This is a genomic window from Burkholderia sp. AU30280 (assembly GCF_020420125.1).
Lineage (GTDB): Bacteria > Pseudomonadota > Gammaproteobacteria > Burkholderiales > Burkholderiaceae > Burkholderia.
In genome coordinates this window covers 297,967-313,266 of sequence record NZ_JAIZRY010000007.1, presented here as the reverse complement: position 1 = coordinate 313,266, position 15,300 = coordinate 297,967, and the positions used below count along the sequence as shown (strand labels likewise).

The following is a 15,300-nucleotide window of genomic DNA, read 5'->3' as shown; positions in this document are numbered from 1 at the left end:
ACATGACCTCTACCGTAAGACTGACCGTCAGCCAGGCGCTCGTGCGCTACCTGGCCGCCCTGCGCGCCGAAGTCGTCCAGCCCGACGGCCGCACCGAGATCCTGCCGTACTGCGGCGGCGTGTTCGCGATCTTCGGCCATGGCAACGTGGCCGGGCTCGGCGAGGCGCTGCACGCGGAACGCGACCGCCTGCCGACCTTCCGCGCGCACAACGAACAAGGGATGGCCAATGCGGCCGTCGCGTTCGCGAAAGCGCATTTCCGCCAGCGGATGATGGCCGCGACGTCGAGCATCGGCCCCGGCGCGACCAACATGCTGACGTCGGCCGCGCTCGCGCACGTCGGCCGGCTGCCGCTGCTGCTGCTGCCCGGCGACGTGTTCGTGTCGCGGCTGCCCGACCCCGTGCTGCAGCAGGTCGAGGATTTCGAACAGGGCGACGTCAGCGCGAACGACTGCTTCCGGCCGGTGACGCGCTACTTCGACCGGATCACGTCGCCCGAGCAGCTGCTCGTCGCGCTGCCGCGCGCGATCCAGGTGATGACCGACCCCGCGCAGTGCGGCCCGGTGTGCCTCGCGCTGCCGCAGGACGTGCAGACCTTCGCGTACGACTGGCCCGAGGATTTCTTCGCGCCGCCGGTGATCCGGATGCGCCGGCCGCCGGCCGACGCGCTCGAACTCGCCGATGCGCTCGACGTGCTGAAGGCCGCGAACAAGCCGCTGATCGTCGCGGGCGGCGGCGTGCTGTACAGCCAGGCATGGGATGCGCTGCGCGCGTTCGCCGATGCGCATGGCGTGCCGGTCGCCGAATCGCAGGCCGGCAAGGGCAGCCTCGCGTGGGACCATCCGCTGAATCTCGGCTCGATCGGCGTGACGGGCTCGCCCGCCGCGAACCGCGCGGCCGCGCAGGCCGACGTGGTGTTCGCGGTCGGCACGCGGCTGCAGGACTTCACGACCGGCTCGCACGCGCTCTATGGCAATGCGACGCTCTTGAGCCTGAACGTGCAGCCGTTCGACGCGGGCAAGAAACGCGGCCATCAACTGGTGGCCGATGCGCGCACGGGCCTCGGCCAGCTGTCGGCCGCACTGGCCGGCTGGCGCGCCGATCCGGCCTGGACCGCAAGCAACCGCGACCAGGCCGCCGCGTGGAACGCGCGCGTGACCGAACTCACCACGCGCGTGCCGACGGACACGCTCCCGTATGACGCGGAAGTGATCGGCGCGGTGCGCGACTCCGCTGCGGACGCGGGCCGCGACAGCGCGCGCGACGACCTCGTCGTCTGCGCGGCCGGCACGCTGCCCGCCGAGCTGCACAAGCTGTGGCGCAGCGGCGTGCCGGGCAACTACCACATGGACTATGCGTACTCGTGCATGGGCTACGAGGTCGCGGGCGGCCTCGGCGCGAAGCTCGCGCGGCCCGAGCGCGAAGTGATCGTGATCGTCGGCGACGGTTCGTACATGATGCTCAACGCGGAACTCGCGACGTCCGTGATGCTCGGCCGCAAGCTGATCGTCGTGATCCTCGACAACCGCGGCTACGGCTGCATCGAGCGGCTGCAGCTGAATTGCGGCGGCGCGAGCTTCAACAACATGCTCGACGACTGCGTGCCGGAAGGCGGCGAGCGCTCGACGATCGATTTCGCGATGCATGCGCGCGCGATGGGCGCCGAAGCCGTGCACGTGCGCGACATCGGCGAGCTGCGCAGTGAGATGAAGCGCGCCCGCGCGGCGAAGAAGAGCCAGGTGCTCGTGATCGACACCACGCACCGGCGCACGACCGACGACGGCGGCGCATGGTGGGAAGTCGCGGTGCCGCAGGTGTCCGAACGCGCCGGCGTCGACGCGGCGCACCGCGCGTATCTCGATGCGAAGACCCGGCAGCGGCGCTGAGCGCGCGCACTGCCCCCTCCCCGCGAAAAACCTATTCGAACCAAGGAAGCACGTCATGAGCTGGAACGTCCGCATCGGTATCAATCCCCTGTCGTGGATGAACGACGACCTGCCGTCGCTCGGCGGCGAGACGCCGCTCGAAACGGCGCTGAAGGAAGGCGCCGAAATCGGCTACGCGGGCTTCGAGCTCGGCAACAAGTTTCCGAAGACGGGCCCCGAGCTGAAGGCGAAGCTCGCCGAGTTCGGGCTCGTGTGCGTGTCCGGCTGGTATTCGGGTTTCCTCGCCGAGGTCGAGCCGGGCATGAGCGACGCGGAGGCGGTCGCCGCGGAAATCGAGCGCTGCCGCGCGCACATGACGAAGCTGCATTACAACGACGTGAAGGTGGTGGTCTACGGCGAATGCGCGGGCACGATCCAGGGCAACATCGACACGCCGGTCGCGAAGCGGCCGCGCTTCGTCGACGACGCCGCCTGGCGGCGCTACGCGGCACGCCTCGACGCGTTCGGCGCGCACCTGCTCGACGCGTACGGCATCAAGCTCGCCTACCATCACCACATGGGCGCATACGTCGAGTCGCCCGACGACGTCGACCGGCTGATGGCGCTGACCGACCCGGCGAAGGTGTTCCTGCTGTTCGATACCGGCCACGCGTATTTCGGCGGCGCGGCCGACCCGGTGACGCTGCTGAAGAAGCATGTGTCGCGCGTCGTTCACGTGCATTGCAAGGACGTGCGGCCGCAGGTCGTCACGCAGGCGCGCAACGACGGCTGGAGCTTCCTGAACGGCGTGATCAACGGCACCTTCACGGTGCCGGGCGACGGCGCGCTCGACTACGAGGCGACGCTGCGCACGCTGAAGGACGCCGGCTACGAAGGCTGGCTCGTCGTCGAGGCCGAGCAGGATCCGGCCGTCGCGCCGAGCTATGCGTATGCGAAGAAGGGCTACGAATCGCTGCGCGCGATCGTCGACCGGTTGAGCGCGTGAGCCCTACCCTATTGCGGAGCCCCACCCCATGACGATTTCTCCCCTGCTGGTCAAAGCCTCTGCCGACCGCGAAATCTGCAACGTCACGCCCGAGTCGGCCGGCTGGAAGCATGTCGGCTTCCGTGCGCTGCGCCTGAAGGCCGGCGACGCCGAAACGCTCGACACCGGCGCGCGCGAGCTGTGCGTCGTCGTGCTCACCGGCACGGTGCGCGCGGAGGTCGACGGCACGACCTACGATGCGCTCGGCAAGCGCGACAGCGTATTCGAGGACGTGTCGCCGGACGCGCTGTACGTGCCGGGCGGCAAGACGGTCACGCTGGTCGCGACGCGCGATGCGGAAATCGCGCTGTGCACCGCGCCGTACGCGAGCGGCGACAAGCCCGTGCAGCGCCTCGACGGCGAGCGGATGCGCCGCTCGGTACGCGGGCAAGGCACCAACACGCGCTACGTGTGCGACATCCTGATGGGCGACAACCCGGCGGCCGACCGGCTGCTCGTGGTCGAGGTCGTCACGCCGGCCAGCCATTCGAGCAGCTATCCGCCGCACAAGCACGACCGCGACGCGGCGCCCGACGAGACGTCGCTCGAGGAAACCTATTACCACCGGATCGATCCGCCGCAGGGTTTCGCGTTCCAGCGGGTGTACACGGACGACCGCAGTCTCGACGAAGCGTGCGCGGTGGAAAACCACGACGTCGTGATGGTGCCGCGCGGCTACCATCCGGTCGTCGCGCCGCACGGCTACAACCTGTACTACCTGAACGTGATGGCCGGGCCGAGCCGCGCATGGGCGTTCAAGAACGATCCCGCGCACGAGTGGATGCTCGACGCACCGCAGCGCTGATGGAAAGACGGGCCCGCGCGCGGCCCGTGACGATGCGACGCCCGGCACGCGCACCCAGAGCCGGCGACGCCACGGAGCCGCCATGGTGACGACCCTCTTTCGCCTCGAACCCCATCCCTTCGACGACGACGCGTCGAACCCGGCGCTGCCGCGCTTCGATGCGGCCATCGCGCGCCGGATCGGTGAAATTGCAGTCAACCTTGCCTCGCGCCGCGGGCTGCCGATCGCGGTGAGCATCGTCGGCGAGCGGGTGCCGCTGTTCTACTGCGCGCTCGACGGCAGCGACGCCGGCGACAGCGACGCGATCCGCCGGCGGCAGAACACGGTATTGCGCTTCGGCCTGAGTTCGCTCGCGGTCGGCGAGCGCTTTCGCCGCGCCGGCTGGTCGCTGCAGTCGCAGGGGCTGTCGGACGACGACTATGCGCTCGACGGCGGCGGCGTGCCGTTGCGGCTCGCCGGAACCGGCATCGTCGGCGCGATGACGATCGCGGGGCTCGACGACGCGCGCGATCATGCGCTCGTCGTCGAGTGTCTGCGGTGGCACGTCGGCGCGAACGCGCTGGCGATGAGCACGTAGCAACCGTTGCGCGCTGAGCGGCGAGCAGCGTCGGCAGCCATTGGCTGAAGCCGAAGAAGCCGATGCCCAGGAACCCGTTGAACGCCATCGGCATCGCGGTGCGGCCGCAGCGTCCGCCGGATTTCGCCGCCCCTGCTTGCGGCGCGGCGTGATCCGGTCAGTTCAACCCGCCGCTCACGACGAGATGCTCGCCGGTCATCCAGCGCGCATCGTCCGACGCGAGGAACACGGCGACCGACGCGATGTCGTCCGGCTCGCCGAGGCGGCCGAGCGGCGTCTCGCTGCGCACCTGCTTGTCGAGATCCGAACCGATGATGCCCGCGCTGTGCGTGCCTTCGGTCACGATCATCCCCGGGTTGATCGCGTTCACGCGAATCTTGCGCGGGCCGAGTTCGAGCGCGAGCACGCCGGTGATCGCGTCGACCGCGCCCTTCGTGCCGCTGTACACGGCGCTGGCCGGCGGCGTGATGCTGGTCACCACCGAGCTGATGTTGATGATGCTCGCGCCTTCGCCGAGATGCTTGACCGCGGCCTGCGTGGTCAGCAGCACGCCGAACACGTTCGTGTCGAACTGCCGGCGGTAGTGCTCTTCGGTAATCGCTTCGATCGGCGCGAATTCGTACACGCCGGAATTGTTGACGAGCACGTCGAGACGGCCATACGTGTCGATCGCCGTATCGACGATGCGCTGCGCATCCGCCGCCTTCGACACGTCGCCGCCGACCGCGACCGCACGGCCGCCGGCTTCGACGATCGCGCCGACGACCGCGTCGGCGCCCGCCTTGCTGCTCGCGTAGTTGACGACCACCGACGCGCCTTCCGCGGCCAGTGCCTTCGCGATCGCCGCGCCGATGCCCTTCGATCCGCCCGTGACGATCGCTACCTTGTTTGCCAGCTTGCTCATGATTTCATTCCTCAGTCAGAAGACGCTTGATGGATGGTGCCGGACGCCACGTCGATGCGTCGTTGCGTCGATGCGCACCCGGCATGACTGGCAATTTACTGTGCGGTGCGGCAGCAATAAAGCGGCTCGACACGAATTGACTGGCGGCGTTTTCCGAACAATCGCGCGCGCTGTCAGCCGGCGCTCAACCATGCGTTCGCGACCTCGCCGCCCAGGCCTTCGAGCGTGCCGTCGTAGACGATCCGTCCGCGCCCCATGACCGCGACGCGCCGCGCGAGCCGCGGCGCGAACTGCAGCCGCTGCTCGATCAGCATGATCGCGACACCGTCGGCCTGCAATGCGGCGAGGCACGCGCCAACCTCATCGACCGCGAGCGGCGCGAGCCCTTCGGCCGGTTCGTCGACGATCAGCACGCGCGGGCGGCCGGCCAGCGCCCGCACCAGCGCGAGCACCTGCTGCTCGCCGCCCGACAGCCGCCCCGCCTTGACGTCCGCACGCGCGGCCAGCAACGGAAAGCGCTCGAACAGCCGCTCGAGCGCCGCGCGCTCGGCCGCACCGCGGGCGCCGCGCAGCCCGAGCTTCAGGTTGTCGCGCACCGTCAGCAGCGGAAACACATCGCGGCTTTCGGCGACGTAAGCGACGCCGCGTCGCGCGATCTCGAACGTGCGCGCCCCCACGCATTCGGCGCCGGCAATGCGCACCGAGCCGGCCGTGCGCACGAGCCCCATCACGGCCTTCGCGAGCGTCGAGCGCCCCGAGCCGTTGCGGCCGAGCAGCGCGAGCGTCTCGCCGGGCGCCAGCGCGAGATCGACGCCGTCGAGCACGGGTTGCAGCCCGTACCCTGCGCGCAGGTCGCGAATGTCGAGCAACGCGCTCATGGGCCGCCCTCGCCCAGGTAGGCGGCACGCACGGCCGGATCGGCGCGGATCGCATCGGGCGCGCCGGTCGCGACCACCGCGCCGCGCACGAGCACCGTGATGCGTTCGGCGAAGCCAAACACCGCATCCATGTCGTGTTCGATCAGCAGTACCGTGCGCCCCTGCGTCGTCGCACGAATCAGCGCGATCATCCGCGCCGCCTGCTCGCGGCTCATGCCGGCCGTCGGCTCGTCGAGCAGCAGCGTGCGTGCGCCGCTCGCGAGGGCGATCCCGAGCTCGAGCGCGCGCTGTTCCGCGTAGCTCAGCTCGGCGGCCGGCGTATCGCGGTGCGCATCGAGGCCGACGTCGTGCAGCACGCGCTCGGCCGCGAGATCGACCGACGCCGATTCGCGCAGCCGGTTCCACCAGCGCCGCCGCTCGGCCGGAGCATGCAGCGCCGCGCAGCGCAGGTTGTCGAACACGGTCAGCCGCGCGAACGCGCTCGTCTGCTGGAAACTGCGACCGATGCCGAGCCGGCTCGCCACGACCGGGCCGCGCCCGCGCAACTCGACGCCGTGCAGCACGACGCGCCCGCGCGTGGGCCGCACCGCACCGGCGATCACGCCGAACAGCGTCGACTTGCCCGCGCCGTTCGGCCCGATCAGCGCATGACGCTCGCCGGCCGCGATGCTCAGCTCGACGCCGTCGAGCACCGTCTGCGCGCCGAAGCGCTGCACTACCCCGTGAAGCGCGATCGCGTTGCCGTTCATCGCCCGTCCTCCCGCTTGCCGGCCGGCATGAGCCGCGCGCGCCAGCCCCACAGCAGCGTGCCGATGCCGAACGCGGAGCACGCGACGGCCCAGCCGGCCGGCGTATCGGCGTCGATGCGCCAGGCACCGAACGCGAAGCCCGCGCCGTCGTCCTGCGCGAAGCGCCACGCATAGCCGAGCTCGGCCGCGCAGACGAGCGCGACGCCCCAGAACACGCACGCGCCGACCGCGCACAGCATGCGCCACCGTTCGGCCGCCGGCGCGCCGCGCCGCAACACATGCGCGAGCGCTGGCACGATCCCGGCGATGCCGCGCGGCGCGGCCATGACGATCACGACGAACAGCACGCCGAGATACAGCGCCCACGCGCGCGACACGCCCGCGACGACGATGCTCAGCGCGGTCAGCACCGCCGCACCGGCCGCCGGCCCGAAGAACGCGCCGGTGCCGCCGATCACCGCGGCGATCAGCACGGTCGCCGAGCGCGCCATCGATACGCTGTCGGGCGTCGCGATTTCGACGTCGATCAACGTCAGCGTGCCGGCGACGCCGGCGAAGAACGACGCGCAGGTGACCATCGCAAGACGTACGCGGCGCGGATCGGTGCCGAGCGCGGCGACGCGCACGGGGTTGTCGCGCACCGCATTCGCGAGCCGTGCGAGCGGCGTGCGCGTCAGCGCGTGCATCGCCCACGCCGACGCGAGGCACCAGGCCGCGATCACCGCATACGCCTGGACCGGTGCGCCGAAATGCCAGCCGCCCCATGGCGTCCCGCTCGCGCGATCGATCGGCACGCCGCCGATCCCGCCGAACCAGACAGGCACGCTCCACGCGGCGGCGGCGACGCATTCGCCGAGCCCGAGCGTGATCATCGCGAACGCGGTGCCCGCACGGCGCGTCGCGAGCAGCCCGGCGGCGAAGCCGAAACCGGCGCCGGCCACGCCGCCGACGAGCGGCAACAGCGGCAGCGGGCCGCCAAAATGGTTGAACCAGTGCGCGGCCGCGAACGCACCGACGCCCGCGAACGCCGCGTGTCCGAACGACAGCAGCCCGGTCGTGCCGAGCTGCAGGTTGTACGACAGGGCGAGCACGACGAGCGCGGCCGTCTGCGCGAGATAGCCGAGCACCGCGCCATGCGGCCACAGCCACGCGGGCAGCACGACGCACGCGGCGAACAGGGACCCGCGCGCGACGCCGGCGAGCGTACGGTTACGCATCGGCACGCTCGCCGAACAACCCGCGCGGCCGCGCGACCAGCACCACGACGAGCAGCAGGTACGGCACCAGCGGCGCCAGCTGCGCGATCGACACCGCGGCCACGCTGTCGGGCAGCGCGATGCCGGCCCATTCCGTGAGGTCGCGCAGCGACGTGTCGCTCGCAGCCGCGAAGGTCTGCGCGAAGCCGACCGCGAGCGACGCCGCGAACGCGCCGCCGAGCGAGCCGAGCCCGCCGATCACGACGACCGCGAACACGACCGACCCGACGGTTTCAGCCAGCGCGGGTTCGATGACGGCGAGCGGCGCGCCGATCACGCCGGCCAGCGCCGCGAGCGCGGTGCCCGCACCGAACAGCGCCGTCATCACGCGCGGCACGTCGTAGCCGAGCGCCTCGACGGCCGCGCGGTGCGTGAGCGCCGCGCGCACGACGAGCCCGATGCGCGACGCGCGCAGCAGTGCGCCGAGCGCGACCAGCATCGCCGTGGACATCCCCATCATGAACAGCCGGTAGCGCGGCAGCGCGAGGCCGAATACGGTCACGGGCGCGCCATCGAACAGCGCCGGCACGGGTGCCGGCAGCGGCGCGAGCCCCCACACGAGTTTCGCGCCCTCGCCGATCAGGTAGGCAAGGCCGAAGGTCAGCAGCAGCTCGCTCGTATGGCCGCGCGCCTGCACGCGGCGCAACATCGTGCGCTCGCAGCCCGCCCCGAGCAGCCCGACCGCGAGCGGCGCGAGCACCAGCGCGGGCCAGAAACCCGCGCTGGCCGCGATGCTGTAGCCGACATACGCGCCGAGCATGTAGAAGCTCGCGTGCGCGAAGTTGAGCACGCCCTGCACGCTGAAGATCAGCGTGAGTCCGGCCGACAGCATGAACAGCAGCAAGCCGTAGCTGAGGCCGTTGAAGGCCTGGAGCGCGAACGCGTGCACCGCGCAGTCAGGCCGCGAGCGGCTCGAGCGCGGCGCGCAGCGCGTCGGGCAGCGGCACCGGCCGGCGCGTGCCGCGATCGACGTACACGTGCACGAAGTGCCCCTGCGCGGCGGGCGCCGCGTCGCCCTGCGCGAACAGCCCGACCTCGTAGCGCACGCTCGACGTGCCGAGCTTCACGACCCGCAGCCCGGCATCGACCGATTGCGGAAACACGAGCGGCGCGAAGTAGTTGCACTGCGTCTCGACCACGAGGCCGATCGTCTGCCCGTGCTCGACATCGAGCACACCGGCGCGGATCAGGTATTCGTTCACGACGGTGTCGAAGTAGCTGTAGTAGACGACGTTGTTCACGTGCCCGTAGACATCGTTATCCATCCAGCGGGTCGTGATCGGCAGGAAGTGGCGATAGGCGTCGCGCGGACGCGGTTGCGGTTTGTCGGACATGGCGATGGCGGTCAGGACGATGGAAGCGACGAGGACGACGCGCGGCGGCCGCGGAACACGGCGCACCGGCAAGAAGCGGAGCGCCGCGCCACGATCGCTCGCGGCACGGCGGATGCAACCCTGCCGACGGGCCGGCCCTTCACTGCCCCGGCCGGTCGACGAACTCGAAATCGAGGCCGCGCGCGCGCATCCAGTCGGCGAGCGCGACGCCCGTGCCGGCGCGCCACGGGCGCAGCAACGGCGGATCGACGAGCTTGTATTCGAGCAGTTCCGGTGACAGCGCAACCGTGCCCGACGCACGCACGTGGTACGCGATGATCAGCTCGTTCTTGCGGATGAATTCGTAGACGCCGACGAGCGACACTTGCTCGGCCTTCAGCGCCGTTTCCTCGAACACCTCGCGCGCGATGCCGTCCTCGGGCGTCTCGCCGCTCTCGAGGAAGCCGGTGATCAGCGCGAACATGCCTTCGGGCCAGGCCGCGTTGCGCGCGAGCAGGATCTTGCCGTCGAGCTCGACGATCGCGGCGACGACGGGCAGCGGGTTGTTCCAGTGGACATAGCCGCAGCTGTCGTCGGGGCACGCCTGGCGAATGCGGCCGCCTTCATGGTCGGGATCGGCGCGCTCGGCGAGCGGGCTCGCGCAGCGCGGGCAAAAGCGGTAATCGGCGGTGGTCATCGATGGGGATCTGGCAGGCGCCGGACGGCCGCCTGCCGGCTGCCCGCGCACCCGCTCGGCGCGGGAAAGGCTTCATTCTAGCGAGTTTGCCCGTGCCGCAGACGATCCGGCCCCGCCGATATCACGGTTGCAGGCGCCCTCGTGCGGCCGTCGCCGCGAAGCCGGCGGCGCCGAGCAGCAGCGCGGCCGCCGCGCCCCACAGCGCGGGGGAAAACGACCCGAAGCGCGCGGCCAGCGGCGCCGCGACAAGCGGGCCGAGAATCTGCCCGACCCCGTACGACGCGGTCGCATAGCCCATCAGCCCGGCGGCCCGCTCGCCGTGCAAACGCCGCGCCTCGCGCATCGCGAACAGCGTGATCGCGGTGAACGGCAAGCCGAGCAGCGCACTGCCGGCCGAGAAGCCGGCCGCGTTCGGCCACACGATCCCGGCGGCAATGCCGAGCGCCTGCGTCGCGCAACCGGCGGCCAGCAGCAGCCGATTGTCCCAGTGCCCGGGCAGCCGCGCGGCGGTGATCGCGCCGACGATCAGCGCCGCGCCGAACATCGGCCAGAACAGGTCGGGCCACGGCGAACCGGCCGGCAGCGCGGCGCGCGCGATCACGGGCAGGAACGTCGCGGTGATGATGTAGCCGAAGCCCGGCAGGCCGTACAGCACGACGAGCCATGCGGCGTCCGCGCGATGGCGGTGCGTATCGGCCGGCGTCGCCGCGGTTGCGGCGGCCGCGTGCGGCGCGCCGCCGCCCGGCGCGCCGGCTTGCGCCGGGGCCGTTGCAAACGTGCGCCAGATCGCGACCGACAGCACGGCCGACAGCGCCGCGAAACCGAGCCAGCCTGCCGCCGCGTGCCGGCCGGCCAGCGCGCTGCCGATCAGCCCCGTCACCACGATGCCGACGCCGGGCCCGGCGTAGATCACCCCGCTCCACTCCGGCGCATGCAGTTCGGCCAAGCGCCGCAGCCCCCATTGCGACACGAACACGAACGTCCATGCGCTGACGACGCCCGCGACGAAGCGCACCGCGAGCCACACGGGCAGCAGGTGGCCGACGCCCATCGCGGCGGTGAGCAGCACGGTGGCCACGAGCCCGAAGCGCACCATGCGTGCGGGCGCCGCACGCAGCGCCGCGCAACTGACCGCGCCGACGAAGTAGCCCGCGTAGTTCGCCGATGCGAGCCAGCCACCGGCCTTCAGGCCGATCGAGCCGTCCGCGAGCATCAGCGGCAACAAGGGCGTGAACGCAAAGCGGCCGACGCCGAGCACGACCGCGAGGCCGACCATGCAGGCCAGTGCGGCCGTGCGGGCGCGGCGGTCGGCTTGATCGGCGGGAGGCGCGCCGGCGGCGGCGGTCGGGGCATCGGAGCGTGACATGGCGGCATGGGCCGGCGTTCAACGCGCCGGCCGGATCGGCAATCGGAATGGATTCATCCTAGCTTGACCAAACGTTCTTGAAAAATGAATAATTAAGAATCCATTCATCGCTCGGAGAGAATCATGGATCTGGCGGCGCTGGCGATTTTCCGGGCCGTGGTGCGCGAGAACGGCGTGACGCGCGCGGCGGCCAAGCTCAATCGCGTGCAGTCGAACGTCACGACGCGCATCAAGCAACTCGAGGAGGAACTCGGCGCGGCGCTGTTCGTGCGCGACGGCCGCCGGCTCGTACTGACGCCGGCCGGGCACACGCTGCTGCCGTATGCGGAGCGCCTGCTCGCGCTCGCCGACGAGGCGCGCGACGCGGTACGCGAGGACACGCCGCGCGGGCGGCTGCGGCTCGGCACGATGGAAAGCACGGCCGCGAGCCGCCTGCCGACCGTGCTCGCGCGCTATCACCATGCGTGGCCCGACGTGTCGCTCGAACTGCTGACGGGCACGACGGGCTGCCTGATCGACCGCGTGCGCGACTTCGAGATCGACGCCGCGCTGTTCGCGCGCCCGCCCGCGCCGGACACGCTGCCCGACACGTTCGAGACGGTGCCGATCTTCCGCGAGGACCTGGCGCTGCTCACGCCACGCGGCCACCCGCCGGTGCGCACGCCGCGCGACGTGATCCTGCCGACGCTGATCGCGTTCGAGCGCGGCTGCTCGTATCGCAAGTACGTCGAACAGTGGTACGCGGCGCACGGCGTCAAGCCGGCGCGCGTGCTCGAACTCGGGTCGTATCATGCGATCGTCGCGTGCGTCGCGGCAGGTGCGGGCATCGCGGTCGCGCCGCGTTCGGTGCTCGACCTGCAGCCCGAGACCGGCAACATCACCGCGCACGTGATCCCCGCACTGGAAGGCATCGAAACGCTGCTCGCGTGGCGGCAGGGTTATGCGTCGGCCGCGTTGGCCGCGTTGCGCGACATGCTCACCGAGGCCGCACGACAGCCGGACGGGACGGCGAAGCCGCCGGTCGCCACGCCGGCCTGAATCGTCAGGCAGCCGGCACACGGTGTCCCGGCGTACCAACAAAAAGACCCGACCGGCGCAAGCCGATCGGGTCTTTTTCATTTCACGCGATGCCGCAACGAGACGGCATCGCCTCGGTCGGGACGATCAGAGCCGCGCTTCGATCCAGCCCTTCACGCCAGCCAGCGCACCCGGCAGGTTCGCCGGCTCGGTGCCGCCTGCCTGCGCCATGTCCGGACGGCCGCCGCCCTTGCCGCCGACCTGCTGCGCGACGAAGTTCACGAGCTCGCCGGCCTTGACCTTCTTGCTCGCGTCAGGCGTGACGCCCGCGATCAGGCTGACCTTGCCGCCTTCGACGGCCGCCAGCACGATCGCCGCGCTCTTCAGCTTGTCCTTCAGCTTGTCGACCGTTTCGCGCAACGTCTTCGCGTCGGCGCCGTCGAGCGTCGCGGCCAGCACGTATACGCCGCCGATCTCGACGGCCTGCTGCGCGAGCTCGTCGCCCTGGCTCGATGCGAGCTTCGACTTCAGCGCGCCCAGCTCCTTCTCGAGCGACTTCACCTGGTCCTGCACCTGCGCGATACGCTGCGTGAGTTCGGACGGCTGCGCCTTCAGCGCGGCCGCGGCTTCGTTCACGCGGGCGTCGAGCTCCTGCACGTACCGCACCGCGTTGTCGCCGGTGATCGCCTCGACACGGCGGATGCCGGCCGCGACGCCGCCTTCGACGACGATCTTGAAGAAGCCGATGTCGCCGGTGCGATGCACGTGCGTGCCGCCGCACAGTTCGCGCGAGAAGCCGAGGTCGAGCACGCGCACTTCATCGCCGTACTTCTCGCCGAACAGCGCCATCGCGCCGCCCTTCACCGCTTCGTCGTACGGCATCACGCGCACGATGCCCGGCGCGTTCGCGAGGATTTCGTCGTTGACGATCTGCTCGACGCGACGGATTTCGTCGTCGGTCATCGGCGCGTTGTGCGCGAAGTCGAAACGGGTCTTTTCCGCGTCGACCAGCGAACCCTTCTGCTGCACGTGCGCGCCGAGCACTTCGCGCAGCGCCTTGTGCATCAGGTGGGTGGCCGAGTGGTTGCGCTGCGTGCGGGCACGGCGATGCGCGTCGATTTCCGCGCGCAGCACGTCGCCGACCTTCAGCGTGCCCTGCTCCAGCGTGCCGTGGTGGCCGATCACGTCGGCCTGCACCTTCAGCGTGTCGGCCACCGCAAAGCGCGTCGCGGCATTCGCGAGCACGCCCTGGTCGCCGACCTGGCCGCCCGATTCCGCATAGAACGGCGTGTGGTCGAGCACGACCACCGCGTCCTGGCCGGTCTTCACTTCGTTGACGGACGAACCGTCGACGTACAGCGCGACGACCTTCGCATCGTCGAACGCGATTTCCTCATAGCCGTGGAACGTGGTCTTCGCGCCCGTGTATTCGAGGCCCTGCGCGGCCTTGAACTTGCCGGCCGCGCGCGCCTGCTCGCGCTGGCGCGCCATTGCGTCGTCGAATGCCGGCTCGTCGACCGTCATCCCGCGCTCGCGGCACACGTCGGCCGTCAGATCCAGCGGGAAGCCGTAGGTATCGTGCAGCTTGAACGCGAGTTCGCCGTCGAGCACCTTGCCGCCCTTCGCTTCGACGTCGGCCAGCGCGGCTTCGAGGATCGACATGCCGTGCTCGATCGTCTCGAAGAAGCGCTCCTCTTCCTGGCGCAGCACGTCGGTCACGCGCTGTTCGGCTTCCTTCAGCTCCGGATACGCGACGCCCATCTCGGCGACGAGGTCGGCCACCAGCTTGTGGAAGAACGAACCCTTGCGGCCGAGCTTGTAGCCGTGGCGGATCGCGCGGCGCACGATCCGGCGCAGCACGTAGCCGCGGCCTTCGTTGCCGGGAATCACGCCGTCGACGATCAGGAACGAGCACGCACGGATGTGATCGGCGATCACCTTCAGCGAGTTGTTCGTGAGGTCGCTGATCTCGGTCACGCGCGCGGCGGCCTTGATCAGGTTCTGGAACAGGTCGATCTCGTAGTTGCTGTGCACGTGCTGCAGCACCGCGGCGAGACGCTCGAGGCCCATGCCGGTGTCGACCGACTGCTTCGGCAGGCGCGTCATGTTGCCCTGCGCGTCGCGGTTGAACTGCATGAACACGAGGTTCCAGATCTCGATGTAGCGATCGCCGTCTTCTTCAGGCGATCCCGGCGGGCCGCCCCACACGTCCGGGCCGTGGTCGTAGAAGATTTCGGTGCACGGGCCGCACGGGCCGGTGTCGCCCATCGTCCAGAAGTTGTCCGACGCGTAGCGCGCGCCCTTGTTGTCGCCGATGCGGATGATGCGCTCGGTCGGCACGCCGACTTCCTTCGCCCAGATGTCGTATGCCTCGTCGTCTTCCTGGTACACGGTGACCCACAGCTTTTCCTTCGGCAGCTGGTAGACCGTGGTCAGCAGTTCCCACGCGAACTTGATCGCGTCGTGCTTGAAGTAGTCGCCGAACGAGAAGTTGCCGAGCATCTCGAAGAACGTGTGGTGGCGCGCCGTGTAGCCGACGTTCTCGAGGTCGTTGTGCTTGCCGCCCGCGCGCACGCTGCGCTGCGCCGTCGTGGCGCGCGAGTACGGACGCGGGTCCGTACCGAGGAACACGTCCTTGAACTGGACCATGCCCGAGTTCGTGAACATCAGCGTAGGGTCGTTACCGGGCACGAGGCTCGACGAGCGGACGATCGTGTGGCCCTTCGATTCGAAGAATTTGAGGAATTTCTCGCGGATTTCGGCAGCTTTCATGGCGTGCGGGGACAGTCTGGCAAAGACGGCTTCAAACGCCGGCGCCCTTGGCGGAG

14 protein-coding genes are annotated in these 15,300 nt (G+C 70.3%); 5 read left to right on the top strand and 9 right to left on the bottom strand.

The window, feature by feature from the left end:
* Positions 1–2: 2 nt before the first annotated feature.
* The 4 genes from iolD to LGN17_RS18490 all read left to right on the top strand — a co-directional run bounded on the left by iolD (position 3) and on the right by LGN17_RS18490 (position 4,292).
* Positions 3–1,886 carry a 3D-(3,5/4)-trihydroxycyclohexane-1,2-dione acylhydrolase (decyclizing) gene (gene iolD / locus LGN17_RS18505; protein WP_226198064.1) on the top strand — a complete coding sequence of 628 codons (1,884 nt, stop codon included), beginning with the start codon at positions 3–5 and terminating at the stop codon, positions 1,884–1,886.
* A gap of 55 nt (positions 1,887–1,941) precedes the next feature.
* Positions 1,942–2,871 (top strand): myo-inosose-2 dehydratase, encoded by a 930-nt coding sequence (gene iolE / locus LGN17_RS18500; protein WP_226198063.1) that lies wholly within the window; start codon positions 1,942–1,944, stop codon positions 2,869–2,871.
* 28 nt (positions 2,872–2,899) lie between these two features.
* Positions 2,900–3,715, top strand: coding sequence for a 5-deoxy-glucuronate isomerase (gene iolB / locus LGN17_RS18495; RefSeq protein ID WP_226198062.1), 816 nt, complete (start codon positions 2,900–2,902; stop codon positions 3,713–3,715).
* Positions 3,716–3,797: 82 nt separating this feature from the next.
* Positions 3,798–4,292 (top strand): heme-degrading domain-containing protein, encoded by a 495-nt coding sequence (locus LGN17_RS18490; protein ID WP_226198061.1) that lies wholly within the window; start codon positions 3,798–3,800, stop codon positions 4,290–4,292.
* A 157-nt stretch (positions 4,293–4,449) separates the two neighbouring features.
* On the opposite strand, the gene LGN17_RS18485 is transcribed toward LGN17_RS18490, so the two are convergent.
* The 8 genes from LGN17_RS18485 to LGN17_RS18450 form a co-directional block, all read right to left on the bottom strand.
* A complete protein-coding gene (locus tag LGN17_RS18485; RefSeq protein WP_175953024.1) occupies positions 4,450–5,196 on the bottom strand; it encodes a glucose 1-dehydrogenase in 747 nt (248 codons plus the stop codon).
* A gap of 173 nt (positions 5,197–5,369) precedes the next feature.
* Entirely contained in the window at positions 5,370–6,074 is a 705-nt protein-coding gene (locus tag LGN17_RS18480; protein WP_226198060.1) for an ABC transporter ATP-binding protein, read from the bottom strand.
* Positions 6,071–6,823: an ABC transporter ATP-binding protein gene (locus LGN17_RS18475; RefSeq protein ID WP_226198059.1), complete on the bottom strand. Its 753-nt coding sequence runs from the start codon at positions 6,821–6,823 to the stop codon at positions 6,071–6,073. The genes LGN17_RS18480 and LGN17_RS18475 overlap by 4 nt, the downstream gene beginning before the upstream one ends.
* Complete coding sequence (locus LGN17_RS18470; RefSeq protein WP_226198058.1) at positions 6,820–8,040, bottom strand: branched-chain amino acid ABC transporter permease; 1,221 nt, start codon at positions 8,038–8,040, stop codon at positions 6,820–6,822. The genes LGN17_RS18475 and LGN17_RS18470 overlap by 4 nt, the downstream gene beginning before the upstream one ends.
* On the bottom strand, positions 8,033–8,968 hold the full coding sequence (locus LGN17_RS18465) for a branched-chain amino acid ABC transporter permease (protein WP_226198057.1): 936 nt from the start codon (positions 8,966–8,968) through the stop codon (positions 8,033–8,035). Before LGN17_RS18465 ends, LGN17_RS18470 begins: the two co-directional genes overlap by 8 nt.
* A 7-nt stretch (positions 8,969–8,975) precedes the next feature.
* A complete protein-coding gene (locus LGN17_RS18460) occupies positions 8,976–9,413 on the bottom strand; it encodes an acyl-CoA thioesterase (RefSeq protein WP_175953029.1) in 438 nt (145 codons plus the stop codon).
* A 139-nt stretch (positions 9,414–9,552) separates the two neighbouring features.
* On the bottom strand, positions 9,553–10,089 hold the full coding sequence (locus tag LGN17_RS18455; protein WP_175953030.1) for an NUDIX domain-containing protein: 537 nt from the start codon (positions 10,087–10,089) through the stop codon (positions 9,553–9,555).
* A 121-nt stretch (positions 10,090–10,210) separates the two neighbouring features.
* Positions 10,211–11,455 carry a YbfB/YjiJ family MFS transporter gene (locus LGN17_RS18450; RefSeq protein ID WP_226198056.1) on the bottom strand — a complete coding sequence of 415 codons (1,245 nt, stop codon included), beginning with the start codon at positions 11,453–11,455 and terminating at the stop codon, positions 10,211–10,213.
* Positions 11,456–11,578: 123 nt separating this feature from the next.
* On the opposite strand from LGN17_RS18450, the gene LGN17_RS18445 reads away from it, so the two are divergent.
* Entirely contained in the window at positions 11,579–12,493 is a 915-nt protein-coding gene (locus LGN17_RS18445; RefSeq protein ID WP_226198055.1) for a LysR family transcriptional regulator, read from the top strand.
* A 126-nt stretch (positions 12,494–12,619) separates the two neighbouring features.
* Here the strand turns inward: LGN17_RS18445 and alaS are convergent, their stop codons facing one another.
* Complete coding sequence (gene alaS, locus LGN17_RS18440) at positions 12,620–15,244, bottom strand: alanine--tRNA ligase (protein ID WP_226198054.1); 2,625 nt, start codon at positions 15,242–15,244, stop codon at positions 12,620–12,622.
* Positions 15,245–15,300 lie beyond the last annotated feature (56 nt).